This window comes from Synergistes jonesii, from assembly GCF_000712295.1.
Lineage (GTDB): Bacteria > Synergistota > Synergistia > Synergistales > Synergistaceae > Synergistes > Synergistes jonesii.
The window spans coordinates 116,258-141,998 of record NZ_JMKI01000026.1; the positions used below are offsets into that span (position 1 = coordinate 116,258).

At 54.3% G+C, this 25,741-nt stretch carries 25 protein-coding genes; 6 read left to right on the forward strand and 19 right to left on the reverse strand.

Features of this window, described 5'->3' with window-relative positions; genetic code table 11:
* Positions 1 to 246 precede the first annotated feature (246 nt).
* The gene (locus tag EH55_RS05970; RefSeq protein WP_201769347.1) at positions 247 to 987 is read right to left on the reverse strand and encodes a class I SAM-dependent methyltransferase; all 741 of its coding nucleotides are present in this window, start codon (positions 985 to 987) and stop codon (positions 247 to 249) included.
* A 204-nt stretch (positions 988 to 1,191) separates the two neighbouring features.
* On the opposite strand from EH55_RS05970, the gene EH55_RS05975 reads away from it, so the two are divergent.
* Entirely contained in the window at positions 1,192 to 1,380 is a 189-nt protein-coding gene (locus EH55_RS05975) for a hypothetical protein (RefSeq protein ID WP_037975687.1), read from the forward strand.
* Between the two features lie 61 nt (positions 1,381 to 1,441).
* On the opposite strand, the gene EH55_RS05980 is transcribed toward EH55_RS05975, so the two are convergent.
* Together EH55_RS05980 and EH55_RS05985 are read right to left on the reverse strand one after the other, a co-directional pair.
* On the reverse strand, positions 1,442 to 2,794 hold the full coding sequence (locus EH55_RS05980; protein WP_037975689.1) for a glucose-6-phosphate isomerase: 1,353 nt from the start codon (positions 2,792 to 2,794) through the stop codon (positions 1,442 to 1,444).
* Positions 2,795 to 2,808: 14 nt separating this feature from the next.
* Positions 2,809 to 3,045, reverse strand: a complete 237-nt coding sequence (locus tag EH55_RS05985) for a glutaredoxin family protein (RefSeq protein WP_037975691.1) — start codon at positions 3,043 to 3,045, stop codon at positions 2,809 to 2,811.
* Between the two features lie 292 nt (positions 3,046 to 3,337).
* On the opposite strand from EH55_RS05985, the gene EH55_RS05990 reads away from it, so the two are divergent.
* Both EH55_RS05990 and gltA read left to right on the forward strand, forming a co-directional pair.
* Positions 3,338 to 4,183 carry a sulfide/dihydroorotate dehydrogenase-like FAD/NAD-binding protein gene (locus EH55_RS05990; RefSeq protein ID WP_037975693.1) on the forward strand — a complete coding sequence of 282 codons (846 nt, stop codon included), beginning with the start codon at positions 3,338 to 3,340 and terminating at the stop codon, positions 4,181 to 4,183.
* The gene (gene gltA / locus EH55_RS05995; protein WP_037975694.1) at positions 4,174 to 5,586 is read left to right on the forward strand and encodes an NADPH-dependent glutamate synthase; all 1,413 of its coding nucleotides are present in this window, start codon (positions 4,174 to 4,176) and stop codon (positions 5,584 to 5,586) included. The genes EH55_RS05990 and gltA overlap by 10 nt, the downstream gene beginning before the upstream one ends.
* Before the next feature lie 78 nt (positions 5,587 to 5,664).
* Here gltA and EH55_RS06000 read toward each other — a convergent pair whose 3' ends face one another.
* From EH55_RS06000 to EH55_RS06070, 15 genes are all read right to left on the reverse strand, one after another.
* Positions 5,665 to 6,291 carry a DUF501 domain-containing protein gene (locus EH55_RS06000; RefSeq protein ID WP_051682691.1) on the reverse strand — a complete coding sequence of 209 codons (627 nt, stop codon included), beginning with the start codon at positions 6,289 to 6,291 and terminating at the stop codon, positions 5,665 to 5,667.
* A 1-nt stretch (position 6,292) separates the two neighbouring features.
* Entirely contained in the window at positions 6,293 to 6,715 is a 423-nt protein-coding gene (locus EH55_RS06005) for a S1 RNA-binding domain-containing protein (protein WP_037975696.1), read from the reverse strand.
* 111 nt (positions 6,716 to 6,826) lie between these two features.
* Positions 6,827 to 7,189 carry a response regulator gene (locus EH55_RS06010; RefSeq protein WP_037975698.1) on the reverse strand — a complete coding sequence of 121 codons (363 nt, stop codon included), beginning with the start codon at positions 7,187 to 7,189 and terminating at the stop codon, positions 6,827 to 6,829.
* Between the two features lie 19 nt (positions 7,190 to 7,208).
* The gene (codY, locus tag EH55_RS06015) at positions 7,209 to 8,042 is read right to left on the reverse strand and encodes a GTP-sensing pleiotropic transcriptional regulator CodY (protein ID WP_037975700.1); all 834 of its coding nucleotides are present in this window, start codon (positions 8,040 to 8,042) and stop codon (positions 7,209 to 7,211) included.
* Between the two features lie 48 nt (positions 8,043 to 8,090).
* The gene (locus EH55_RS06020) at positions 8,091 to 9,011 is read right to left on the reverse strand and encodes a tyrosine-type recombinase/integrase (RefSeq protein WP_037975772.1); all 921 of its coding nucleotides are present in this window, start codon (positions 9,009 to 9,011) and stop codon (positions 8,091 to 8,093) included.
* A gap of 192 nt (positions 9,012 to 9,203) precedes the next feature.
* On the reverse strand, positions 9,204 to 10,559 hold the full coding sequence (trmFO, locus tag EH55_RS06025) for a methylenetetrahydrofolate--tRNA-(uracil(54)-C(5))-methyltransferase (FADH(2)-oxidizing) TrmFO (RefSeq protein ID WP_037975702.1): 1,356 nt from the start codon (positions 10,557 to 10,559) through the stop codon (positions 9,204 to 9,206).
* The gene (gene topA / locus EH55_RS06030) at positions 10,543 to 12,807 is read right to left on the reverse strand and encodes a type I DNA topoisomerase (protein ID WP_037975704.1); all 2,265 of its coding nucleotides are present in this window, start codon (positions 12,805 to 12,807) and stop codon (positions 10,543 to 10,545) included. The genes trmFO and topA overlap by 17 nt, the downstream gene beginning before the upstream one ends.
* Before the next feature lie 19 nt (positions 12,808 to 12,826).
* Positions 12,827 to 13,924, reverse strand: coding sequence for a DNA-processing protein DprA (gene dprA, locus EH55_RS06035; protein WP_037975706.1), 1,098 nt, complete (start codon positions 13,922 to 13,924; stop codon positions 12,827 to 12,829).
* Positions 13,909 to 15,423, reverse strand: coding sequence for a YifB family Mg chelatase-like AAA ATPase (locus EH55_RS06040; RefSeq protein WP_037975709.1), 1,515 nt, complete (start codon positions 15,421 to 15,423; stop codon positions 13,909 to 13,911). The genes dprA and EH55_RS06040 overlap by 16 nt, the downstream gene beginning before the upstream one ends.
* The gene (locus tag EH55_RS06045) at positions 15,420 to 15,881 is read right to left on the reverse strand and encodes a YraN family protein (protein WP_051682692.1); all 462 of its coding nucleotides are present in this window, start codon (positions 15,879 to 15,881) and stop codon (positions 15,420 to 15,422) included. The genes EH55_RS06040 and EH55_RS06045 overlap by 4 nt, the downstream gene beginning before the upstream one ends.
* Positions 15,875 to 16,459: a ribonuclease HII gene (locus tag EH55_RS06050; RefSeq protein ID WP_037975712.1), complete on the reverse strand. Its 585-nt coding sequence runs from the start codon at positions 16,457 to 16,459 to the stop codon at positions 15,875 to 15,877. The genes EH55_RS06045 and EH55_RS06050 overlap by 7 nt, the downstream gene beginning before the upstream one ends.
* On the reverse strand, positions 16,456 to 17,289 hold the full coding sequence (locus EH55_RS06055; protein ID WP_037975714.1) for a YlqF/YawG family GTPase: 834 nt from the start codon (positions 17,287 to 17,289) through the stop codon (positions 16,456 to 16,458). Before EH55_RS06055 ends, EH55_RS06050 begins: the two co-directional genes overlap by 4 nt.
* Entirely contained in the window at positions 17,290 to 17,805 is a 516-nt protein-coding gene (lepB, locus tag EH55_RS06060; protein WP_037975716.1) for a signal peptidase I, read from the reverse strand.
* Positions 17,806 to 17,843: 38 nt separating this feature from the next.
* Positions 17,844 to 18,677, reverse strand: a complete 834-nt coding sequence (gene dapF / locus EH55_RS06065) for a diaminopimelate epimerase (RefSeq protein ID WP_037975718.1) — start codon at positions 18,675 to 18,677, stop codon at positions 17,844 to 17,846.
* A gap of 401 nt (positions 18,678 to 19,078) precedes the next feature.
* Positions 19,079 to 20,428 carry a gamma-glutamyl-gamma-aminobutyrate hydrolase family protein gene (locus EH55_RS06070; protein ID WP_037975720.1) on the reverse strand — a complete coding sequence of 450 codons (1,350 nt, stop codon included), beginning with the start codon at positions 20,426 to 20,428 and terminating at the stop codon, positions 19,079 to 19,081.
* 628 nt (positions 20,429 to 21,056) lie between these two features.
* Between EH55_RS06070 and EH55_RS06075 the strand changes: the two genes are divergently transcribed.
* The 3 genes from EH55_RS06075 (at position 21,057) to EH55_RS06085 (ending at position 25,130) form a co-directional block, all read left to right on the forward strand.
* A complete protein-coding gene (locus EH55_RS06075; RefSeq protein WP_037975723.1) occupies positions 21,057 to 21,626 on the forward strand; it encodes a TetR/AcrR family transcriptional regulator in 570 nt (189 codons plus the stop codon).
* A 131-nt stretch (positions 21,627 to 21,757) separates the two neighbouring features.
* Positions 21,758 to 23,500, forward strand: coding sequence for an ABC transporter ATP-binding protein (locus EH55_RS06080; RefSeq protein WP_037975724.1), 1,743 nt, complete (start codon positions 21,758 to 21,760; stop codon positions 23,498 to 23,500).
* Positions 23,493 to 25,130, forward strand: a complete 1,638-nt coding sequence (locus tag EH55_RS06085) for an ABC transporter ATP-binding protein (protein WP_081839460.1) — start codon at positions 23,493 to 23,495, stop codon at positions 25,128 to 25,130. The genes EH55_RS06080 and EH55_RS06085 overlap by 8 nt, the downstream gene beginning before the upstream one ends.
* Before the next feature lie 143 nt (positions 25,131 to 25,273).
* Here EH55_RS06085 and EH55_RS06090 read toward each other — a convergent pair.
* Positions 25,274 to 25,741, reverse strand: a 468-nt coding sequence (locus EH55_RS06090) for an IS256 family transposase (protein WP_037975728.1), incomplete at its 5' end; no start/stop codon positions are given.

The window sequence follows — 25,741 nt, forward strand, 5'->3', positions numbered from 1 at the left end:
AAAGACATTTTAAGATTTTAAGGCCCGCACCAAGCGTATTCTAAAACTCGACCAGTATATGAAATAATCGTTGCGCTGTCAAGCTCGGACGATAATTCGTCTAAGCCCTTCTGCAACTTTTCAATAGATACGTTGCGCCGACAAAGCCGTATAAAAGAAATTCCTGAAATGAGGCAAAGATAATAATTGCGGACGAATGCAACGGTCTTCCGGCTCAACATGAAAATAGAAGATTCGTAACTGATTTCATTCGGCGGGAGATGATCGACCGGGTTTTCTGGCGACGCAGTGCAACCTCATCCTTTTCCTTTTTTCAAGTTTTTCCACCGAAAAGCCGGCTAAGCGGCACATCTCTTTTATCTCGTTCGGGGTGTACATTTTCACATCGCCATATCCCGCAAGATTAAGGAGCGGCATTTCTACACGGGCGATGAACCATTGTATCAATCTGTTATCTGAGGTGAATTCTCTCAATATCAACCGGCCCCCCGCCTTCAAACATCTGAAGGCGCCGTTGAAAAAAGCCTGCGGATTTGGATAGTGGTGCATACTTTGAGAGCAAATAATCACGTTGAAGCTGTTATCCGCGAAAGGGAGGTCTTCACAGTCGCCTATTACAAATTCAGCGTTCGGAAGATGCTTGGCCCGCGCCGCTTCAATCATCGTAGGAGTCAGATCGATGCCGGTATAAAGCCTGTCCGGATATTTTTCACTCAATAACGAAAGCATAGGCGCCGTGCCGCAGCCGGCGTCCAGCAGCGTTTGAAAATCCTCTTTCTCTATTTCTTCCAGGATATCGGGATAGTCGTGTCTGCACAGCTTATAAACGCCGGTGCTGTCGCTCTCGTATTTACTCGCCGCTCTCGTAAACTCCTTAATGGACAGCTCTTTGTACTGCCGACTCGTTTTTGCCATTTCGCTCTCCCCTGCCCGCAGAGGCGTTAATCTCTTTTTTGCACCAGGCCCTGCACGGCATTTTGCCTCCATAGAAATACATTCTTCTTCATCTCTATTAATTAAGTTAGCAATAACTAACTTGATTAGATTAGCATTGCCTCTCTTGTTTGTCAAATTTCATCTGAATTTTTATCTTCAGCTTTTGTCTTGCTGCGCCACTTCCGTGCGTCTGCGGCGCCGAGCGGTAGATGCTATAATAGTCGGCGGACATCTCTTAGAGCGGAGGTTTCTCAAATGGCGAAGCAGCAGCCGGAGGGCGTTTATCTTTACATAAATGACGGAGGAGAGCGTTTCATTACGATCGTAGACGCTTACGGCATCGCAAATATGCTGCCGTGGAAGCAGCGCGGAGAGACGGACAACATCATTGAAAAAAGCTGGAATTTGAGCGGAGACTTCATAAGGCTGAAAATTTCCGACTAAAAAACACGGCGTCCGCCTGCCTGAGCGGACGCCGCTTCGCTGCGCTTTTGAAATGACGCGTTTATTTCACGGATATCTTTTCCGCGCTTATTTTTTCAAACCATTCGCGGACTTCCTCCGCGTCCTTTTCATAGCCCTTTCTTCCCATCAGCCCGTAGGTGTATTTTTTGCCCTGTTCCACGCCGGGCTGGTCGAACGGGTCTATCCCCATAGCGCGCCCCGTCAGCGCCGTCAAATATTCGTAGAAGAAGATCAGCCCGCCGAGGCTTTCCGCGTCGAGCCTCTCCATCTCTATCCAGAGCAGCGGCCTGCCGCTCTTGACGATCGCTGCCGCCGTGCTCTTCGCCTCAAGGTTCAGCATCTCGCCTATTTCCTGCCCTTCGAGGTATTTCAGCGGCGCCAGTTCTTCTCGCTCGACCTTCGGCACCGCTACCTCGCCGCCGTGGTCGCCAAAGCAGATGATGGTGAAGAATTTGTCGTCCGGCCCCTCCGTGTAGAGCTGTACCTGCGAGTGCTGGTCTATCGCGCCCAATGCGCGCACCGGCGTCGTGCCGAGGCCGTTTTTGCCGAGGCTTTCGGCCCACAGCTGGGCGTACCATTCGGCGAAGTAGGCCATCTTCGACGAATAGGGCATGATCACGGACATCTCTCTCTTTTCGCTTTCGTGGAGTATGTGGAGCGCCGCGGCCTTCATAGCGGGATTCCTGTCAAAATCCTTTTCCTCCGTCAGGAAGTTCCTCATTTCGCGCGCTCCGCGCAGCAGCGCTTCGACGTCTATCCCAAGGGCCGCGGCGGTCGCCAGCCCCGCGGGGCAGAGCACCGAATAGCGGCCTCCGACGGAAGCCGGAAGCTCCATCGAGCGGCAGCCGGCGGCCTTCGCGAAGGCGCGGAATATCCCCTTCTCGGGGTCCGTTATGACGAGGAGGTCCTCGTCGTTCTGCCCTTTTTTGATCAGTTCTTCGCGGAACCACAAGAACTGCGCCATAGTCTCGGCCGTCGAGCCTGATTTGCTGACGCCGACGAGGGCCGTGCGGCCGCTTCCCGCAAGCTCCATTATCGAACGCGCTTTGTCGGGGTCGGGGTTGTCCGCGAGGTAAAATTTCGGCCCTTTTGTTCTTTCGTTGTAAAAGCCGCCGAGCAGCGCCTGGTTGAGCATCAGATTCCCCAACGCCGAGCCGCCGATGCCCACCTGTATTATGCTGTCGTAGCCTGAGAGCCATTTCGCGGTTTTTTCGATCTCGCCCGCGCCGCAGTCGGGCAGCGCCATCCATCCGTGCCCCGGTATTTCGGCCGGCGTGCCCTTTAGCCAATCCATCGCGCCGCTCAGCCGTGCGCCGTATCTTTCCCTTAACGCCTCGGACGACAGAGCGCTGCCTCCGAAAGAGGCGCCGAAGGAAAAGGAAATTTTTTTCATGGCGTCCCTTGCCCTCAGCCGCTTATGCCGAGGGCGGCTTTGATCTCGTCGGGCTGGTAGCCGACGATGTACTTTTCGCCGATCTTCGTGACGGGCACGGCCATCGTCTTCGTTTTCTTTACAAGCTCCATCGCCGCATCGCGGTCGCCGGATATATCCATCGCCGTGTATTTTATCCCGAGACCGTCGAGAAGTTCTTCCACTTTCCTGCACCATGGGCAGCTTTTTGAAACATAAACGTTTACATCCATTTCTTTCACGCTCCTTTGCCGATATTATACAGCACGAAATGCGCCGGCATTATCAATATGACTGGAAGTTTTTCGCCGTTCGGTGACAATGTCACCCTTTAAGAGAAATATTTGCGTTTGGCGCAAAAAATTTGGAGTATACCACAAAATACAAAATTCTTTTATGGTTGGTTTGCCTATTTATGCCTATGAATATTGCATAATTTTCGAAATTGAGCTAAATTTAATAACGGTTTGCGGAACGGGAGAGATATGGGCGTCTATGCCCATATATTTTTAGAGGAGGTACATCATGTTCAAAATAGTTTCAAAGCAGAAGCTCGCGCCGAAAGAGTTCGACTTTTGGGTCGAAGCGCCGCGCATCGCCGCTCACGCGAAGGCCGGACAGTTCGTCGTCCTTCGGGTCGACGACAACGGCGAGAGAATCCCTCTCACTATAGCCGACTACGACAAGGATAAGGGGCTCATCCGCCTTATCTTCCAGGTCGTAGGCAAGACGACCGCCGCCATGTCCACCCTCAGCGCCGGCGACTGCCTAAGGGACATTTCCGGCCCTCTCGGAACTCCGAGCGAGATAGAGAATTACGGCACCGTCATGATGGTCGGCGGCGGCGTGGGGATAGCCGCGCTCTACCCCATCATCAAAGCTCTGAAAGGGGCCGGCAACAAGGTCGTCACGATACTCGGCGGGCGCACGTCGAGCCTCGTCATCATGAAGGACGAATGCCGCAAATATTCCGACGAACTTATCGTAACGACGGACGACGGCTCCGAAGGGATGAGGGGCGTAGTCACCGAGGCGATGAAGATGGTAGTCGAGCGCGGCGACAAGGTCGACAGGTGCTGGTGCATCGGCCCCTCGATCATGATGAAGTTCGGCACGAAGGCCGCCAAAGAGCTCGGCCTGCCGATCTGGGTGTCGCTCAATCCGCTTATGGTCGACGGTACGGGGATGTGCGGCTGCTGCCGCGTAACGGTCGACGGCAAGATATTCTTCGCCTGCGTCGACGGCCCCGAGTTCGATGGGCACAAGGTCAACTGGGACGAGTTTATGAGCCGCCTCCGCCAGTATAAGGACGAAGAAAAAATCTCGATGGAAAAATTTGAAGCTGAAGTGGGTGAACAGACATGGCTGTAACATTCTCCAAACAGAAAACGCCGATAAAGGAACAGGATCCGCAGGTACGCAGAAGCAACTTCGAAGAGGTGTGCCTAGGCTATACGCTCGAAGAGGGCAAGATAGAGGCGGGGCGCTGCCTGCAGTGCAAAACTAAGCCCTGCATCAACGGCTGCCCTGTCAAGATAGACATCCCGGCGTTCATAAAATGCATCAGAGAGGGCGACATGCCCGGCGCCGCCGAGATCATGGACAAATACACGAACCTTCCCGCAGTCTGCGGCCGCGTCTGCCCGCAGGAGTCGCAGTGCGAGGGGCTCTGCACCGTCGGCAAGATGAAGGATTACGAGCCTGTGTCGATCGGAAAGCTCGAACGCCTCGTCGCCGACTGGAAGTACGCACAGAAGGATATTGCGCCTAAGGCCTACGCCGGCGAAAAGAAGGGCAGGGTCGCGGTAGTCGGCTCGGGCCCCTCCGGCCTCACGGTCGCTGGAGACCTCGCCAAGATGGGCTACGAGGTAAAGATATTCGAAGCCCTGCACGCCGCCGGCGGAGTCCTCATCTACGGCATTCCGGAATTCCGCCTTCCGAAGAAGATCGTAAAGATGGAGATCGAAGCGATGCAGAAGTTAGGCGTCGACGTCGAGACCGACGTTGTGGTCGGCAAGACGATAACGATGCAGGAGATAATGCGGGAATACGACGCCTGTTACATCGCCGTCGGCGCCGGCGCCCCGCACTTCCAGGGTGTTCCCGGCACGACGCTCAACGGCGTCTACTCCGCGTCCGAATACCTCACGAGAATCAACCTCATGCACGGCTATGAATTCCCGAAGTTCGACACGCCGGCGAAAAAGGCGAAGAAAGTCGTCGTAATCGGCGGCGGAAACGTCGCGATGGACGCCGCGCGTTCGGCAAAGCGTCTCGGGGCCGACGAAGTCACGATCGTATACCGCCGCTCGCTCGCCGAACTCCCCGCACGCATCGAAGAATACCACCACGCGGTCGAAGAGGGAATCATCTTCAACTGGCTGACGAACCCGACGGAATACGTCGACGACGGCGAGGGCAAGCTGAAGGGGGTAAAGGTCATAAAGATGGAGCTCGGTGAACCCGACACCTCTGGACGCCGCCGTCCCGTTCCCGTCGAGGGCAGCGACTTCTTCATCGAAGCGGACTGCGCCATCGAAGCGATCGGCCAGGGCGCGAACAGGGTCCTCCTTTCGACGTTCCCCGAGCTGAAGCTCAACAAGAAGGGCTACATCGAAGCCGACGAGAAGACGGGCGCGACGTCCGTACCAGGAGTCTTCGCTGGCGGAGACATCGTGACGGGCGCGGCGACGGTCATCCTCGCGATGGGCGCGGGCAAAGACGCCGCAGTGGCGATAGACAAGTACATCACCGAGAAAAAGGCCGCTAAGTAGTCGGGCGTGCCTTTCGCAATAAGCAAAACTGCCCTTCACCGCGCGGTGAAGGGCAGTTTTGCTGCTGTCCTATTAATTTTATGGGCGCCGCTCGTTTGGACGCCCTCTCGGCCTCGCAGAGCAGCGGGCCTCTCCGCATTCGAGCGCGCCGAGCTTTTCTGCAAGCCAACGCCGCGCGGGATGTTCCCCCATCCCGAGCCATGTGGCGGTCTGAAGGTGCAGGCACTTAACGGCGTTAGGCGCGACGGAGGCGTCTATGCCGCCGACGCCGAGCCGCGACAGCACATCAACAGCCTTCTTGCTCATCGGCGCCGTGAGCGAGGCGCCGGCCGCGCGCAGGCGCAGCGCGGCGTAATCTTTGTGCATTTTTCTCACCGCTTCGGGCGTCCGCTCGAATAATTTTTCAAGCTCCGCTATCAGCCGCGCGGCTTCGAGCTCTCCGCAACGACGGTCGAGGAAGGGGCATGTTAGCCAAAAGAGGGTCGGAAAGGGAGAGCCCGAGCGCGAGAGCGGAGAGGAAACTATGACCTGAGGAAAGCCGCTTTTGCAACGCTTCGCTACGGCGATCACGGAGGAAGCGTCGAACTTTCTCTTCTTCATCTGTTTTGCGAGGGATTCGACGTCGCTTTCGCTAACGCCGCTCCAAAAAGCCGGAAGAGATATCTCTTCCGGCTTAAGTTTTTTTTCTGGATCGCCGGCGGGCACTTTATTTTTTCCCCTGCTGGCCGCCGGTCCTTCTTTTCGTGCCGCTGCGCTGCGCCTTGTTTTTGCTGTTCAGATCCGCCATTTTTTCAACGCTGAATTTGAGGAAATTCGTCAGCTTTTTTTCAAAGTCCTCTTCGCGGTGCGCCGGCTGGCGGACCTCCCTTGCCTGCAGCGCTTTTATTGAGAGGTCGATGCGGCCCTTATCGTCGATCTTGATGACCTTGGCTGTGACCTTCTGCCCTATATCGAGGACGTCCTCTACTTTCTTCACGTAGTTCTGAGAGAGCTCGGAGATATGGACCATGGCCTTCTGCCCTGATTCAAGCCTCACAAACGCTCCGTAGGGCGCAACGTGTTCCACCGTTCCGCTCACCGTTTCTCCTACGCTTACCGCGGGTACTGTCGCAGCCGCCTTCTCTGCCATTTGCTTCTTCTGACCTCCACAGTTATTTTAAAGAAAACATTTAATTCCACGCGACACGAAATTTAAACTCCGTACATTGTACCATATTTTTCCAGCGCTGCAATGTAAAGTTTATTTAACGGCCCTTTCGAGCGCTTCGATTACGCGTTCGGCCTGCATCGGCTTTATGAAGAAATCCGCCGCTCCGGCGCGGATAGCCTCGATGACCTGCGTCTGCTGGTTCATAGTGCTCGCCATCACGACCACCGCCTCGGGGTGTTCGCCTCTTATCTCTTTCAGCGCGGCGATGCCGCCCATATCCGGCATCGCAATGTCGAGCGTCACGATATCGGGCTTGAGCTCGTCGTACAGGCGCACGGCCTCTCTACCGTTTTCGGCTTCGCCTGCGACTTCGTAGCCGTTCCTCAACAGTATATCCTTCAGCAGCATGCGCATATGTATGGAATCTTCGGCGATAAGCACTTTTTTCTTCATCTGCGGCACCCCTCTCGCGCTATTTTGCGGCTATGCCGAGCTCTTCAAGGAAGAGCGGGCTCAGCACCTTGATATAAGTTCCCTTCATCCCCAGGCTTCTGCTTTCTATTATACTAGCGCTTCCAAGCTTCCTCAAAGCGTTGACTATAACGCTTCTCGTGACGCCGACGCGGTCCGCCACTTTGCTGGCGATCACTACGCCCTCTGGGCCGCCGAGGTCCTCTATTATATGGCGGACGGATTCTACCTCGGAATAGGAGAGCGCGCGCATGGCCATCTGTACGACGAGGCGTTCGCGTCCGCGCTCTTCGATCGATTTGCCGCGGTCGTTCAGTATTTCAAGCCCGACCACAGTCGAAAGATATTCGGCGAGGACCAGGTCCCTCGTGTCGAAAGGACAGCCGAAGCGCGCGAGTATCAGAGTGCCGAGCCTCTCGCCGGCGCCGTTGATGGGAACTATCAGTACGTGCTTATTCGAATAGGCGCAGGGCTGATCGGCGTAGGCGCAGAGCCCGTGGTCGGTGTGGTTTAGCACCGATTCGTGGAACTGGTTGACCTTTTCGGCATACTGAGCCGGCATAGAGCCCTTTATAAGAATGTCGGACATTATCGGGCAGTCGTATTCGCTGATCCATGCGTAGCCGAGGATTTTTCCCTCTTTATCTATAACGTAGACGTTGGCGGCCGACAGGTCCGACATAAGGCGCGAAAGTTTCGGGTAATCCGGCATAGCGTGGTCTTTTCTCGCCTGCAGCACGCGGCTGACGACTCTCGTCTTCTCAAGCAGATCCTGCATCGCAGACTGGTTCATTATCTTGGGTCTGTTCTCAATTAATTCCTTCGGTGTTTCCATCTCGTAAAATGCCTCCTGATCTTCTTCTTATCCTATTTTCCTTCCGCATCAGCCGTGAAAAATCACGTCAGCTTTTCTCTTTTCAAGCGCTATCGGATGTGCGTCCAGATAGCTTTTCTTCACCTGCTCGGTCGTTATCGCGAGGTAGCGCTGCGTGGCCGCGATGCTCTCGTGTCCGAGCATCTCCTGCACGAATCTCAGCGGCGCGCCCTTTTCCAGCATATGAGTGGCGCAGCAGTGGCGCAGCGTATGGGGCGTCACGCCGTGCAGCCCCACGCGCGCCGCCGCTCGCAGCACCACCCTGTCTACCGTGCGCACCGTGAGCCGCCCCTTGCCGTTGGCCGAAGGAAAGACGGGCGCCTTCGTATCGACGCAGCTGACGTCCCTCCACTCGGAAAGGTGCCTCTGCTGCGGAACGCCGAAGGGCACGAGGCGTTCCTTCGATCCCTTGCCCATTATCCGCAACATGCGCTCTTCAAGCTCTACCTTGTCCCAGTCGAGCCCGATCACCTCGGAGACGCGCAGCCCCGAGCCGTACATCATTTCAAGCAGAAGCCTGTCGCGCGCGAAGCTCTTCGATTTCTCGTCGAAGCCTTCGTTGATAAGCTTCATAGTCTGCTCGAAAGAGAGCGCACGCGGGACGGCCTCGCTTTTTTTAGGACCTTTCAGCCCCAGCGAAGGGTCGCGATTCGCTTTTCCATTCGCGAAAAGCCACGCCGTAAAGCCGCGCACCGCCGAAAGCCTCCTTGACGCGGAGCTCTTCGCTTCGCCGAAGCCAAGTATGCTGCTCAAAAATATCCTTATCGAACGAGTATCCACGTCGCGCACATTTACGATCTGCTGGTTTAAGAGGTATTCCTTGAAATGATTAAGGTCTACCCTGTAGTTTATCGTAGTGTGCTTTGACTTTCCCTGCGATTCCAGATATTCGATATATGATTCGATGCTTTCCGATATATCTTCTTTCATGATGGGTATTGTAGCAGGAAAATTGTAAATATCAAGGGAAATTTTAAGAAAATTCACAAGTAACTGTACAATGCGCACCATTTAACAAAGTTGTGCGGCATATGCGTATATGCGTTTTATTTTTATTCACGAGTATACTTTAAGTTATTTTACGGGATTCCGGTTGAAGACGCGCCTTGGCAGCGCGGCAAATCAAAGGCTTGGGTCGTTTTTTTCGAAGAGCCCGGCGTTTCCCGCGATGAACTTTTCAAGCGCCGCGGCAGAGCGCGACGCGTAGGCCTGGCAACGTTCGGTGCGCTTATAGATTTTTCTGCCGGAGAGCTTGGGGAATATTCCCAGGTTAACGTTCATAGGCTGGAAGGCCTCGGGCAGCGCGCTCTGAAGGTAATTTATCAGAGAGCCGACGGCAGTCTCGCGAGGGAAGGAGAAATCAGGCAGTCCGCGGATACCGGCATAGGCGAAGAGCGCGGCGGCGAGCCCCGTCGCCGTGCTTTCCATGTAGCCTTCGACGCCAGAGGCCTGCCCGGCTAAATATAGGGCTTCGCGCCCGCGAAAGCGGAGTTTTGCGTCGAGCGCCTCGGGCGCGCATACGAAAAGATTTCTGTGCATGACTCCCTTGCGGACGAACTCCGCGTTACGCAGCGCGGGGATGAGGCGGAAGACCCTCTCCTGCTCCCCCCACTTCAAATTAGTCTGGAAGCCGACGATGTTGTAAAGAGTCCCCTCGTTGTTGTCCTGCCGCAGCTGGACTACCGCGTAGGGCTCGGCGCCGGCGTTCGCGTCCCTGAAGCCGACGGGACGCAGCGGGCCATAGAGCAGCGTCTGCTCCCCGCGCTTCGCTATCACCTCGACCGGAAGACAGCCCTCGAATCGGCGGGCTCCCTCCTCTTCGAAGCTGTGCCGCGGCGCGGTCTCGGCGTTCACCAGCTCACGCCAGAAGAGCGCGTACTCCTCTTTGTTCATCGGGCAGTTTATGTAATCCCCCTCCGTGCCGTAGCGGTTTGCACGAAAGGCCTTAGTCATATCGACGGTCGATATGTCCACTATAGGCGCGACAGCGTCGAAGAAGTATAAAAATTTTTCTCCAGTGAGCTCGGAGATAGCCTTCGCCATAGCGTCGCTCGTTAAAGGCCCAGTCGCGATTATCGCCGGCTCGCGCGGAATTTCCGTCAGCTCTTTGCGTACGACTTCTACGTTCGGATGCTCCGATACGAGGTCGTTTACAAGGCGCGCGAAGGCGTTCCTGTCGACCGCAAGCGCATTTCCGGCTGGGACTCTGCTCTCTTCCGCGCACTTCATTATCAAACTGTCCATGCGCGAAAGTTCCGCCTTCAGGATACCGGCCGGCGTCGTCGTCCTCTCGCCGCCGAGCGAATTGCTGCAGACCAGTTCCGCGAGCAGCGGCGTTTCGTGCGCCGGCGTCATTTTGCCTGGGCGCATCTCGTACAGCCTGACCTGGACGCCGCGCGCGGCAAGCTGCCAGGCCGCCTCTGAGCCGGCGAGGCCGCCGCCGGCGATTATCACTTCTCCGCTACATGTCGCCGTCATTCGTTTCCTGCGGCTGTTCGGCCGCGGCCCCCTCCTTGCCAGGCTTCTTCCACGACACGTAGTCGCATTCAGGGTAGCGCGTGCAGCCGTAGAAGAAGCGCCCCGCCGTCTTGCCCTTGGAGGCTCTGCGGCGGACGAGCTCCCCTTCGCCGCACTTCGGGCATTTTATGCCGGTCGATTTGACTATCTTCCTCGTGTACTTGCATTCGGGATAGCCGCTGCAGGCTATGAATTCGCCGAAGCGCCCGCGCTTTATCACGAGGTCCTTGCCGCACTCCGGGCAGCTTTCGCCTATCTTCTCCGGTTCCGGTCTCATACTTTCGGCGTTCTCCGAGACGTCGTCGACCTTCGGCTTGAATTCGTCCCAGAAGCCCGAAACGAGCTTTTTCCATTCGACGCCGCCGGATTCGACTTGGTCGAGCTCTTTCTCCATATTCGCCGTGAAGCCCTCATTTATTATCGAAGGGAAGTATCTTACTAAGAAATCGTTTACGACGCGTCCCAGCTTCGTCGGCACGAGCCGCTTGTCCTCCTCGCCGCGCTCGACGTAGCCGCGCAGCGAGAGCGTGTCTATTATCGTAGCGTAGGTCGACGGACGCCCTATGCCCTTTTCTTCAAGTATCTTGACGAGCCCCGCCTCCGTGTAGCGCGGCTGAGGCTGCGTGAATTTCTGTTCTCTCGTTACTTCCGTTACGGAAAGCTCTTCGCCGACGACCGCCGGCTCCATAGCCACGTCCTTTACGCCGAGCGGATAGACGCGCCCCCAGCCGTCGAAGGTGACGACGGCGCCGGACTGTTTCATCTGGTAATCGGCCGACGAGCATATCAGATTGGTGCGCGCGACTTTCGCATCGCGCATCTGGCTGGCGATGAAGCGGCTCCAGATAAGCTCGTAAAGCCTGAACTGCTCGGCCGTCAGGTGATCCTTTATCGATTCCGGAGAAAGCGACGCGTCAGTCGCGCGGATCGCTTCGTGGGCGTCCTGCGCCCGCCCCTTCGGCGCATACTCTCTCGGCCTCTCGGGAAGATATTTTTCGCCGAAGGCGGCCGCTATGAATGAGCGCGAAGCCTCGAGGGCCTCCGGCGCAAGGCGCAGGCTGTCGGTGCGCATGTAGGTGATGAGGCCGGTAGGGCCGCGTCCCGGTATGTCGACGCCTTCGTAGAGACTCTGAGCCACCCTCATCGTGCGCTTCGGCGCAAAGCCGAGACGGCGCGAGGCCTCCTGCTGAAGAGTGCTAGTTCTGAAGGGCGGGTTCGGTTCGCGTCCGCTTTCTTTCGTTGAAAAGTCGTCGACGACGAGCGTACCGGCCCTGATCTCGCGCTCGACTTTAAGAGCTTCCTCTTCGTTTGCAATTGTGAAGGTTTTGTTTTTATACTTTTCGACGCGAAGCTTGTACTGCCTGCCGTCGGCGCTTTCTGCTTCCACATCTATGAGCCAGTATTCTTCCGGGATGAAGCGCTCTATCTCCTCTTCGCGCTCGCAGACTATGCGCAGCGCTACGGACTGCACCCGCCCCGCAGAAAGTCCGCGCTGCACTTTATACCAAAGCAAAGGGCTCAGCTCATAGCCTACAAGGCGGTCGAGCACTCTACGAGCCTGCTGGGCTTCGACGAGCTTCATATTTATGACGTCGGGCTCCGAGATGGCACTCTTGACGCCGCGCTCAGTTATCTCGTGCATTCTGATGCGGCAGCGCCTGTCGGTCTCGATGCCGAGCAGGGTCGCGAGATGCCAGGCGATAGCCTCCCCCTCACGGTCGGGGTCGGAGGCGAGGATCGTATAGGCGCTTGCGGCCGACGCTCCTTTAAGCGTTTTTATCAGGTCGGCCTTGCCGCGCACCTGTATATATTCCGGCTCGAAGCCGTGCTCCACGTCTATTGCGAGGCGTCCCTTAGGTAGGTCGAGCACATGGCCGACGCTCGCCAAGACCCTGTATTTCGGGCCGAGTATCTTTTCCAGAGTCCTTGCCTTCGCCGGAGATTCGACGACGACGAGGGTCTTCCCGCCGTACGCGGCGAATTTTGCCCCGCTTTTCCTGGCGGGGGCTTTGGCCGAGGCTCTTTTGAGAGCTTTTTTCTCAATAGAGGCCTGCGCTGCGGCGCTTTTCGCGCCCGGAGCGGCTTTTTTAGCGGCGGCCTTCGCCGTCTTTTTTTCCGGCGCCGTCTCCTTCTTTTTAGCACTTTTGCCTGCGCTTTTCTTTATCTCTTTCTTTGCGCCGTCGTCCTCTGTATTTTTTTTAGCGGGCATCCGCGGTGCACCTCATTTCTCACAACTTGCGTCTTATGCTGTAGCGTCCCGGGGCCGACATGAAGACGAGCCCCTTTGCCGAAAGCAGCGCGATGTTCTTCAATAAATCTGACGCGCCCATTTTAACCGAGATCGAAAGGTTGTCAATCGTTGTCTCTCCGTTTTCCTTCAAAGCGGCCAATATCTTTCTATCTTCGGCGGAAAGGTCCGCGGGCTCCGCGGCGGGCGCGCCTTTCCGTTTTGCCGGCTCGATCCCGCAGGCCGTCATGAATGCTTCGTCCGATATATAGGGGAAGGCGCCGTCGAATATCAGCCTGTTCGTCCCCTCCGAATTGTAACTGCCTATCTGTCCCGGGACCGCCCATATCTCCCTTCCAAGTTCGAGGGCGATGCGCGCGGTTATCATCGAGCCGCTTTTGAAAGGGGCTTCGACTACGACGAGCTTTTCCGAAAGCGCCGCTATGATGCGGTTCCTCTGCGGAAAGTGCCACGGCTCGCCGCCTGAGCCGAGAGGAAATTCCGATATGAGGGCGCCCTCTTCCGATATTTTGCGGAAAAGCTCCGCGTTCGACTGCGGATAAGCGACATCGACGCCTGTACCGAGCACCGCGAAGGTGTCTCCGCCGTTTTCGCAGCAGGCGCGCTGCGATTCGCCGTCGACCCCCCACGCGCCGCCGCTTACGAGCGGCATTCCGTATTCGGCGCACAACCTACCGACCCCGCGGGCGACGGCCCTGCCGTAGGAGCTCATCCTGCGAGTCCCCACAACGCCGACCCTCGGCCTTCTGCGCAGCTTTTCGATGTTTCCCTTAAAATATAGCATTAACGGCGCGTTTTTCAGTTCGCCGAGCTCCTCCGGGTAGTCGCCTCCTTCGATGAAGATCAGCGTCACGGCGGACTTCTGAGCGCGTTCGAATTCGCGCTCGGCCCACGCTTCGTTATTTGCGGCGCGGAGGCGCGCGAGCCCCTTCTCTCCGACCGCTTCCTTCGCAACGTCGGCCTTGCCGGGCTCCCACAGTTCGCGCGCCTCGGCGCCCGACATGAGGAATTTTGCGAGGACTGCGGCGCCGGCGTTTATATAATTGAGCAGCATCAGCATCTTCACGCGCTCATCCATGCCGTAGCCTCCCCCTCTCTGTAACTGATGGCCTCGGCGACGTGGGCGACGCCTATCTGCGGCGAGCCTTCAAGATCCGCTATCGTGCGCGAGACTCGCAGCACGCGCGCGAGGCCGCGTCCGGAAAGCTTCACGTCTTTGAGCGACCTGAGGATAAACTGGCGCACCTCCGCCTTCATTGAGGCGTTTTTGAGCAGGAATTTCTCCGGAATCTCGGAGTTGCACTGAAAGCCGAAAGAAGCCCAGCGCTTCTGTTGAATCTCTCTCGCGGCGGCGACGCGGCCGCGAATAGTTTCGCTTTTTTCCGCTCCGCTGCTTCCCAGGGATACGAGCTCTTCGGGCAGAAGGCGCGGCACCGCTACGTGGAGGTCTATCCTGTCGAGTATCGGGCCGGATAATTTTCTTCTGTACCTTTCAATCGCGAAGGGAGAGCAGCTACAGCGCCTCTCGCTGTCGCCGGCATAGCCGCAGGGGCAGGGGTTGCACGCGGCGACCATCAGCACCTTCGCGGGGTAGACTACGCTGCCGGAAGCGCGGCTGACGGTTATCGAACCATCCTCAAGCGGCTGACGCAGCGCTTCTATCACGTCGCGCTGGAATTCCGGGAATTCGTCGAGAAAGAGCACGCCGCGCGACGCTAGGCTTATCTCGCCGGGGCGCAGCGAAGAGCCTCCGCCGCATATCGCGACCGCGCTCGCGGTGTGATGCACGGAACGGAAGGGGCGCTCGCGCGAAAGCTCGAAGGGCAGCCCCGCGGTGCTTCTGAGCAGGATGACCTCCATCAGCTCCTCGTCTGAAAGGGGAGGAAGTATCCCCTTCAGTGCGCGGGCCAACAGCGTTTTTCCCGAGCCGGGGGAACCTATGAACAAAATATTATGATGCCCCGCCGCCGCTATCTCCAGCGCGCGCTTCGCCGCCGCCTGTCCCTTTATGTCGGCGAAATCGGGGTCCGGCGGGCCAGGAAGGCTGTCGATGCTGCGCGTTTGCAGCTCTTTGAGCCTTTTCTCGCCGCGAAGGTGGGCGAAGAGCTCCGGCAGCGAAGAAACGGCGTAAGCGCGCGCTCCTTCGACCAAAGAAACTTCGTCGGCGTTTTTCGCCGGCAGGAAGAGCTCTATATCGTTTTCCTTAGCGAAAAAAGCCGCCGGCACCGCGCCCCTGACGGCGCGCAGTCGTCCGTCGAGCGCGAGCTCGCCGATGAAGAGAGAACGTTTCTTAAGGGTAACGTATCCTGCCGCTGACGCTACGGCGACCGCGATGGGCAGGTCGAGCAGCGCCCCCTCCTTCGGGACGTCGGCGGGCGCGAGATTTATTGCAACGCGCCCGCGCATGTTCACGCCGGAGGCGCGCAGAGCGGCCCTTACCCTCTCTCTGGCCTCCTTGACCGCCGTGTCGGCGAGCCCGACTACCGAGATCGAGAAAAGCCCGCCCGTTATTTCGACTTCCACTTCGACCGCGACGCCCTTCACGCCGCGAAGCGTCAGGCCGCAGACGTTGTTCATTTTATCGGCTCCGTTATGTCGCGCAGATGCTCTATAAGAGGCTCTCCGCCATCCGCAGAAAGCGTTATCGCAAGTAGATCTATGCGCCAGAAGCCGCCGTAGCCGCGCTCCTGCGTCCAGATGCGCCCGGCCGAAATCAGATTGGCGATTTTCTTAGGCCCGACGCTCTCTTCCGCGGACATCATCCAGCCTTCGCCGCGCGTGCGCACCTCGGCAAAGACTATTTCGCTCTTTTCCTTGGCCACTATGTCTATTTCGTAATGCCCGACGCGGACGTTTCTGCCCAATATTTCAAATCCGCTTTTCGAAAGGTAGTCGGCTGCAATATCTTCGCCGCATGCGCCCATAGCCAAGTGCTCCGCTTTGGGCGCGGGACGTCCGCTCAAATTTTTCGCGCGCCTCTCAGCGGCGTGCTTTTCGTCGAGCCTCACAGCGTTTTTAAAAGAGCGCTTCAGCATTCGGTTTTCACCCCTCTGAAAGAAAGTCTATGTATGGGAGACGGGCCCCAACGCGCTATCAGGCTTTTGTGCAGCGCGCTGGGATAGCCCTTATGCTTTGCGAACTGATAGTCGGGATACACCTTATCCATTATCTCCATGACCCGGTCGCGCAGCACCTTCGCGATCACCGACGCCGCGGCGATCGCCGGAACGACATCGTCGCCGCCTATGATCGTTTTCTGCGGGATGCCCAGCTCCGGTATATTTCTGTTACCGTCGACGAGTATCAGAGAGGGCTTTATGGGCAGTTTTTCTATCGAACGTTTCATACACCAGAGCGATGCTTGCAGGATATTTACCCTGTCGATCACCGCCGCGCCGCAAGCCTGCGCGCGCCATACTACTCCACTGCCGCGGATAAGTGCGAATAGTTCTTCACGCCGCTTAGCGCTTAGCTTTTTCGAATCGCGCAGCCCCGCGGCGAGCAACAACTCGCGCTGTTCCTTCGCAACTATCGCCGCGGCCGCTATCACCGGCCCGGCGAGCGGCCCTCTGCCGGCCTCGTCGGTCCCGGCGATTATAAGGGAATCGTTCAAAGCTCCTCCCAAAGCGGCGCGTCTCCCGGCGCCTCAAGGCTCATACGTCCGAACTTGCCCGACGCGAAGGAATCAAGAAAGACGCGTCCTGCGCCTTCGGCGTCGACCACGCCGCCGGACTTTAATTTGCCGAGCCTGCGGCCTATATTTTCCAGTATCTCGAACGGAGTTCCACAGGCCTTCACACTCCACGCGCCTTCAACGCCGCGCCAGAGGTTTTTTGAAATCAGAAAGGCGATGCATTCCTTCGCGTGCTCTTCGATGTCGCCTATCACCTGACCGCGGGAGGAACCTATCCACGACATCAGCCTGTGAGCCCTTGCGTCGCCGTGCGGGTCGAGTATGCCCGGCGAGTCCGCAAGAAGAAAACCGCTGCCGGAGAACCAGGAAACGCCCTTAGTTATCCCCGGTATTCCGCCGACGGGGGCCGCCCTGCGTCCTACGAGCTGATTTATCAGCGTCGATTTGCCGACGTTGGGAATCCCCACCACCGCGACCCGCAAGTCGCGGAAAGAGGGTTTTTCGGCAAGCAGACTCTTTGATATCCTCTGCATGCCCCCGCTGCGCAGATCAAGCGCGAACGACGCGAATCCCTCACGCTTCAATTCCTCGCGCCACAGCTTCGTCACGCGCTCCTCTGCGAGGTCGGCCTTCGAAAGCACTACTACGGTCTTTATCCTACTGGCGAAGAGCGGTAATATCGGAGAGGAGGTAAGGCGCGGCGCCCGCGCGTCGCGCACTTCGATCAGCAGGTCGATGTTCGCGGCAAGATCCTCAAGCCGGCGCCTGCCCTTCGCCATATGCCCGGGGTACCAGACCGTCCGCGGCATTTAATCGAGAAGTCCTATTCGAGTCAGCGGCCAATATCTGAAGACCGCCGGCCCCTTTATAAAGTTTGCTGGGACGAAGCCCCAGAAGCGTCCATCCTGCGAATTCGGCCTGTTGTCGCCCAGGCAGAAATAATTCTTATCCGGCACCGTCAACGCGGCCATGTTATAAGTGTCGGTGTTTTTCACATACGGTTCGAAGAGCTCATTGTCATTCACGTAAACTGAGCCGTTCTTCATTTCTATCCTGTCGCCGGGCAGTCCGATGATGCGCTTTACGAAGTCCCGCCTCGGGTCTATAGGGTATTTGAATACTATGATGTCGCCGCGTTTGGGGTCGACGCTCGGCATATTGTACCAGAATTTCAAAACGAGTACGCGGTCGCCTATTTCAAGGGTCGGAATCATCGAGCCACTGGGAATCCAAAAAGCCTGAATGACAAAGGTACGAAGGATAAGAGCAAGGACGACGGCCCAGAGCACGGTCTCGACTGTTTCGCGCCACCACGGTTTAGCCAATGAAATTACCTCCCATAAGACATCGTAAAAATAATATATCAGCAAAGCGCTTCGGGCAGAAATGTGATCTCCGCGAGCATCGCGGCAGCGCCTTCGAGTTTGGGATAGACCTTTCCCCTTTCGGAGAAGTCGAGCGTTACGACGTTGACTCCTCCTGGATTTATGACCTCGACGCGCGGCCCGGCGATCCCCAGCAGATTCGCGGCTATGGCGCCCGCCACCGAGCCCGTGCCGCAGGAGAGCGTCATATCTTCGACGCCGCGCTCGTAGGTCATAACGTCGATAGTCCCGCACCTGCCGCCCAAGGCAATGAAATCCACGTTCGTGCCCTCAGGAAAGAGGTCCGACCTGCGGCGAATCTCACGCCCCAGCGGAGCGTAATCTGCGAAGGAACGGCTGTGTTCCTTTTCGAAAATGACGGCATGAGGCACACCGACCGTAAGAAAAACGTACTGGAAATCGCCTCCGCCGGCCGTGACGCACGCGTCTTTAACGACGCCCGAGATATCGACCGGCGCTAAGTCGAGTGCCGCACGCTTGCCGCTCACGACCGCACGGACGTTTCCGCCGAGCGTTTCAAAGGTCATATCGGCCGACGGAGCTATGCCCTTCTCATACGCGAAGCGCGCGATGCAGCGCGCGCCGTTGCCGCACATCTCCCCTTCGCTGCCGTCGCTGTTGAAGAGGCGCATCTTGAAATCGGCGCACTGCGACGGCTCTGCGACAAGAATCCCGTCGGCTCCCAGAGATTCGCGCCTGCGGCACAATCTGCGCGCAAGGCGGGAAAACCCTTCGCCCCTTATCTCAAGAGACATGTTGTCCACAACGAAAAAGTCGTTGCCGTTGCCGTTCATCTTGGTGCAGCGCAGCATAGAGGTCACACTTCTTTCAAAGCAAAATCCCTTACTTGCGGTATTTTAACACATAACAGAGAGGAAGGCTAAAAAATAAAAAACGCACGCCGCGCGCTGAAAAACAAATACAAATCTTAATATACTTGCCGTCCCACTTCTCTACGAACTCTTCTAGATTTTCTCAAAGGGTAACCCTGGACAAACTTACGTATAGCCGCCTTCCGTGAAATTTCTTTTTCATTGTCATAAGAAAAACCTCTATACCATGTAATCATCTTACATTGGGATAGAGGTTTACAAAAACTTGCGAAAACTATCCGCGGTGTGCCACAATCATGTCTATTATATCAACGTAAACGTATGTATTTGATTTTTTAGCTCCTTACACCCGGCAAGTTTCTCTACATTTTTTAATAGATTTATTTTCTTTTTCTCACAACGAAGATCACCGATATGGCAAGTATCGACATCACTCCAGCAGCTCCCGTGTTGCATCCGGAAGATGAGGATGATGAAGACTGTCTGTCAGCGTGAACGCCAGCGTACTTCACGAGAGCGCCTAACAGCGCGTTGCACTGATCCTGGTCAACATCCACGCCACGGGTGTCTCCCAGCGCGTCCCGCTCCGGGTGCCACTGAACCGCCAGTGCAAAGAGGCTGCTGCGATGCTCTATCGCCTCCACTATGCCGTCAGATGAATAGGCGGCAATAGTAAGTCCTTCTCCCAGTCTTTCCGGGTTGACTGCCTGATGGTGCGCCGTCGCGACAAGATCCATCGAGGTGGCTCCGATTACGCCATAGAGCCACTTTGAGTCAGGGAGAATACCGATGTTCTCACCGGACTGAAGATTATGATAACCGCTGCCGCCGCTGTGAATCAGTCCGTCTATCTGGACGCGATAATGCTGGTCATCTGCACAGTCTACTTTTTCGTATGTCTGCGTGTCCTCATTCCACTTTCTATAGCCTGTATCTTGCAGCACACCTGTGACGCGGCTCTCGTCGATTTCGCCGGCAATAACTTTCTGTCCCAAGTAATAGGGGATATCTTGGATCAGGCCGCCGCCCATCGCTACGTTAAATCCCTGCTCACCGCGGCAAACCGCCAACATAGGTACATCCAGCGCAACCGCCTGCCGCATCAGGTTGATATCAGAAGTGTCACGGGCGTCGTTCCATCCGCTGGAACCGTGCGGAGTCTGCTTCTCATCGTATAGTGCCGGATTCCAGTCTTCCCCACCAGTCTCGAACAGGCCGTTTATTTTTGACAAAACAGCCTTGGCTTCCTCTTCATTATTGACTTGCGGCAGGTAGACCGCGAACGCTCCATTACGCTCAAATGCTTCGGCAAAGCCCTGATAATCTGAACGTATATCATCTCTTTTCCACGAGATTCCTATGATAGGGCGATCCCGGACTGTTTTGATGACGACATTTGCAACCTTGCCGCTGTCGTTGAAATCCAAATCGGCGACTACTGCTTTGCCAAGCGTTCTCTCTCCAATGTCGGTACTTAAAACTGCCGCCGGCGCATCCGCTACGCCCATAACCTCCTTCAGTTTTGCAAAGGTGTCGATACCGTTGCCCGTCCTATCTACGACCTTCGCTTCACTGATATCAGCGGAATAGACGACGTTATACTCAAGCATGCCGTCATCGTTTATCGTGTAAAGTTTCGCCCCGGTACGCACCTCTGCCGCAAACGCCGACGCTGACAGCGTCGATAGCGCCAACAAGGTCATCAAAACAGATATAAAACGTTTTTTCATTCCCATAGCCCCTCCTTTGTACAACAACCGCTTTATCACAATTCTTCGTCAACAAACCGCAGAAAAACGCATATTCGTCCCGCTGATTCTTGCCGTAGCTGAAATAAGCTCTGAAAAAATTACCACTTCCTTTGTGGGTGCCTGCGCACAGAACAAAAAGATAATTATATTATACGAAGGGTCAAATAATGCGTCAATGAGATGGAATACCTCTGACAGGGCAACATGTAGGTTTGTCAAACCTCTGCTACGCGGCGGACAAAAAGGCATTCAAGCTTTCCAGAGGAGATTTCCATGCCGACGTCGCGGTGGGCGCGCTGATTCATAACTGGATTCCGCAGAGCGCGGTCTCGTAGATACTCGGTGGCGGCAATCCCTTTGGAGTGGTACTGGCGACCGCGATAGGCGTTCCGATGTACGCGGACATCTTCGGCGCCATTCCAGTCGCCGAAGTGCTGCTTGGCAGAGTCCTGAATTCTGTAAAGTCATAGAATACATTGCTTCTCTGCCCCATTGCCCATATGCTCATGTAAGAAAAACGTATTGACTTTAAGAGTAAGATATAGTAATTTAATGCTGAATAAGAATTCTGTATATGAATTCTGTTTTAGAAGGAGGCTTATTTTCTATGCCGCAGGTCTTAAAGGAAGAAATCCATGACCGCATTTTTCAGGCGGGAATAGATGTTTTCTACGAAAAGGATTATCGAAGCGCAAAGATGCAGGACATTGCGGAAAAAGCGCATATCCCAGTCGGTCTGATTTACACATATTTCAGAAATAAGGAAGAATTATTCGATAAGATTGCATCATCAATATATGTGGACTTCGATGAAATTACGGAAGAAGAGGAACGCGCTGCGGGGCTTCCATCGGAGAGATATAAAAATGTTGCAGAGAAATATCTCCTCGATCTGCTTGAAAAGCATGAAATTTTTGTCATTCTTATGGATAAGAGTAAAGGAACAAAGTACGAGGATTCAAAAGATAAAATGATTTGCTCAATAGAACGTCACATCAAAAAGAGGTTCGCTCCGAAGATATCTCAAGCGCGAAATGATATGCTTTTTCACATCCTTGCCAGCAACTTTGCGGAGAGTATTTTAGAAGTTGCGCGCCACTATAAAAACAGGGAGTTTGCACACACAATGCTTGGGCTTGTGACGAAGTGCTACTATGAGGGAGTTAACGCCTTATGAATATACTCCTCCTTTTCTAAATATTAAATTTTAACTCTACAACGAATGCAATCACTGTTGCAGTAGGGAAAAAATTCTTCATCAAAAATTGAATTTATATTCAATTTAAGAAATATGCAAGGAGAATGCTTATGACAAACCAGAAAGAACTGATCAGGCGAGTCAAGTCGAATAACGGACTTTCCAACGTCATGCTCTGCCTGAAAGTGCTGTTTGATCTTATTACACAGGTTCTCATTATACACATGGTCGGACTTGTTTTTTTAGATCGGCTTTCAGCAAAAGAAATCGTCATCGATACGGGCGGCATCCTTTTGTGCTTTACTCTTAAGGGAATCAGCGGCTACCTGGCTGTATGGAAAGCGCATGAAGCCGCATATAATTCTTTGACGGATTTACGCGTACAGATCATAGAACATCTGAAAAAGCTGTCTTTAGGATTTTTTCAGGAACGTAAAACCGGAGATCTTACAAATATTGTTCAGCACGACGTAGAACAGGTGGAAATCTACCTTGCGCACGGGCTGCCTGAAATCATGTCAGCCACATTGCTGCCCGCCGTCATTTTTTTCATTATGCTTCTTCTTGAGTGGAGGCTTGCACTTCTAATGATTGTGGGGCTTCCGCCCATGTGGATTACTAAAACAGTATCTGCTCCGCTCTGGAAAAGGAATTTTAAGATATTTTCTGACAGTACAAAGGAAATGCAGGAAAATCTCATGGAATATGTCTCGAATATTTCTGTGATCAAAGCATTTGGCAAGGAAGAAGACAAGACCGAGAAAACGATTCGTGCGGCAAAGGATTATGTGTATTGGGTCAAAAGATCCATGGCAGGCATCAGCGTACCTATCGGGCTGATCGATCTGTTCATGGAATCCGGCGTCGTCTTGGTCATGATCTTTGGAATGTGGCTTTTAGCTTCAGGAGGATTATCCGTCGCCAAATTCATCCTTTCCATTACCTTAGGCGCAGCTTTTACTTCTTCCATTGCAAAAGCTGCGACCTTCCAGCATTACGGCGTTGTATTCAATCAGGCGATGGCGGGGATCGGTTCTATACTGAATGTTAATGCGCCAGAAAGATGCGCCACGAGCGCCCCTGTTTTTAATGGGGACGTTGAGATCAAGAGCTTGGATTTTGCTTATAACGGCGAGCGGGGAACGCTCCAAAATATCAATCTCACTTTCAAAAAGGGGAGCAAAAACGCGCTGGTCGGAGTTTCCGGCTGCGGCAAAAGCACGCTTGCAAATCTTCTCATGGGCTTTTGGCAGCCGGACAAAGGCATAATCTCTGTGAATGGCAGAGATATACAGAAACTCTCAGAAAGACAGCTCGCTTCTCTGTTCTCCATCGTTCAGCAGGAGGTATTTTTATTCAACTTGAGCATGGAGGAAAATATCCGCATCGGAAAGCCAAATGCGACGAAAGAAGAAATCATATCTGCGGCAAAGAAAGCGCGGATTCATGATTTTATCATGTCGCTTCCAAACGGCTATGATACGGCCGCCGGAGAAGCCGGCGTGAAATTCTCCGGCGGGGAAAAACAGCGGATATCCATAGCCCGCATGATTCTAAAAGACGCTCCTATTATTATTCTGGACGAGGCAACGGCGGCGGTGGACACGGAAAATGAAGCATATATACAGGCGGCGATTGAAGAACTGAGCCGCGATAAAACGGTCATCACGATTGCACATCACCTGAATACGATTAAGAATGCCGATCAAATTGTGGTCATGGACAAAGGTACGATCGTTAACAGCGGTACGCATAGGGAACTTATGGAAAACTGTACGCTGTATCAAAAAATGGTGCACGACCAAAGCAAGGTGGATCATTGGAATATAAAGGAGGCGTCTACGCGTGATTAAAGAGATATGGAACACACTCACAGGCAGAGGAAAGCGTTCCCTGCTGTTAAGTATCATAGGTTTCGTTATTTACGCTCTATCGGGCACGGCGATGATGCTGCTGGTGCTTAACGCAATAGAAGCTGTTCTTATCGGAAAATCAGATATGCGTATCTATTGGCTGACGCTCGTTCTCTGCCTTTTGATCAAAGGCGGGAGCAACATGTTTGCTGACATACAAAAACACTTCGCGGGCTTTGACATAGTATACGAGATCAGAGCAAAAATCATATATCGTTTGAAGACTTTTTCGCTTGGCTTCTACACGAACGAGCGGCTCGGTGAAATCAGCAACATTATTCATAAGGACGTGGATAATATGGAAATGGTCGTCGGTCACATGTGGACAAGGATGTGCGCTGATTTTATCGTTTCCCTTATTTTGCTCATCTTCCTTTTTTCTGTGGATGCGAAGATGACCTTGATCATGCTCGTATTATTGCCCTTTGCCCTTTTCTTTCTTGCCCGAGGGTTAAAAAAGGCTAATAAGTTAGAGGAAGAAACCGGTAATGCGCTTTCCGATATGGTGAGCCTGTTTGTGGAATATGTGAGAGGAATTCCCCTCTTAAAAGCGTTTTCCGAGAGTAGGCAATTTGATAAAAAACTTTCTGCTGCGGCGACGGATTTCGGGGAGCGCAGCAAAACTACCTCAAAAAATAAAGCGGCAGTTCTTTCATTATACGGCTTCTTCATTGATCTTGCCTTTGGGGTCACGGTCGTCGCCGGAATATTGCTTGTCGCCGGCAGAAAAGCAGCGGTGATGGATTATTTGGTTTTCGTAATTTTAAGCAGAGAGTTCTATAAGCCGTTTATCGCGATGGAAACGCATTGGATGAATTATCTCAAAGTAACGGACAGCTTCGTGAGAATCAAAAAAATCACCGAAGCTCCCACAGTGATTGAGCCAAAGAATCCTGAAACTCCGACAGAATTTTCCATTACCTTTGATAAGGTCGGATTCTCTTATGAAACCGGCGGATTTGCGATGAAGGACATCTCTTTTCATACGCCGGAGCGTACGCTCACAGCCCTTGTAGGCGAATCCGGCTCCGGTAAAACGACCGTGACGAACCTCCTACTCCGCTTTTGGGATGTGAACGCCGGCAATATCAGTATTGGGAATGTCGATGTGCGAAATATAAGTTACGATGAGTTACTTGGCTCTGTGAGTATCGTAATGCAAAATGTTCAGCTTTTTGCGGACACGATCGAAGGAAATATTCGCATCGGGAAAGCAAATGCAGCAAAGGATGAAATTATAACGGCTGCAAAAAAAGCAAGGATCCACGATTTTATTCTTTCGCTGCCCGACGGCTATCAGACGTCTGTCGGGGAAAACGGCGCGGGGCTTTCCGGCGGGCAAAAACAGCGGATTGCCATTGCAAGAGCTTTTCTGAAGGACGCTCCGATATTGCTTCTTGACGAAATCACAAGCAACGTCGACCCTGTCAACGAAGCGCTGATACAGGAAGCCATCTCTGAACTTGCGGAGAACAGAACGGTTCTTGTCATCGCCCACCATTTGAGCACGGTCCGCTCTGCCGATCAGATCCTTGTTTTCCGAAACGGAGCGATCGTACAGGTAGTGTAACTTATTCTGTGTAAACCCCTTGCCCCTGGATCGATGTAAGACATCAAAGGGTTACCGTTACTGCTTCAGTATCACCATAATGACATACGCTATCCGGGCTGTCAATGGACTGCAGCCCGGACTTTTCTTATAGGCGTTTAGGGCTATTCCAGATCTCCGGGTTCTATGCGTTCCTCAAAGTAAATGCACAGCTGTGACAGAATTTTACTCCAGTCCCTGTCCCTGCCGGTCCACTTTTCAGTGATGTCCATCGTCGCAAGATAAAGGAGCTTGAAAAGGGCGTCGTCTGAGGGGAAGATCGTACGTGTTTTTGTCACTTTCCTGAGCTGCCGGTTGTAGTTCTCGATCTGGTTTGTCGTATAGATCATCCGGCGCAGCTCATAGGGATACTTGAAATAAGCGGATAACTGAGGCCAGTTGTTCCGCCAGCTCGCTACCGAAGACGGGTATTTCGAGCCCCACTTCTCTTCAAGTCTGTCAAGCCCTTCCTCGGCCTGCTCCAGTGTAGGAGCCTGATAGACACCCTTCAAATCATTCATAAAAGCCTTAATGTCCTTGTAAGAGACGAATTTTGTCGTGTAACGGATCTGATGGACGATGCAGCGCTGGAC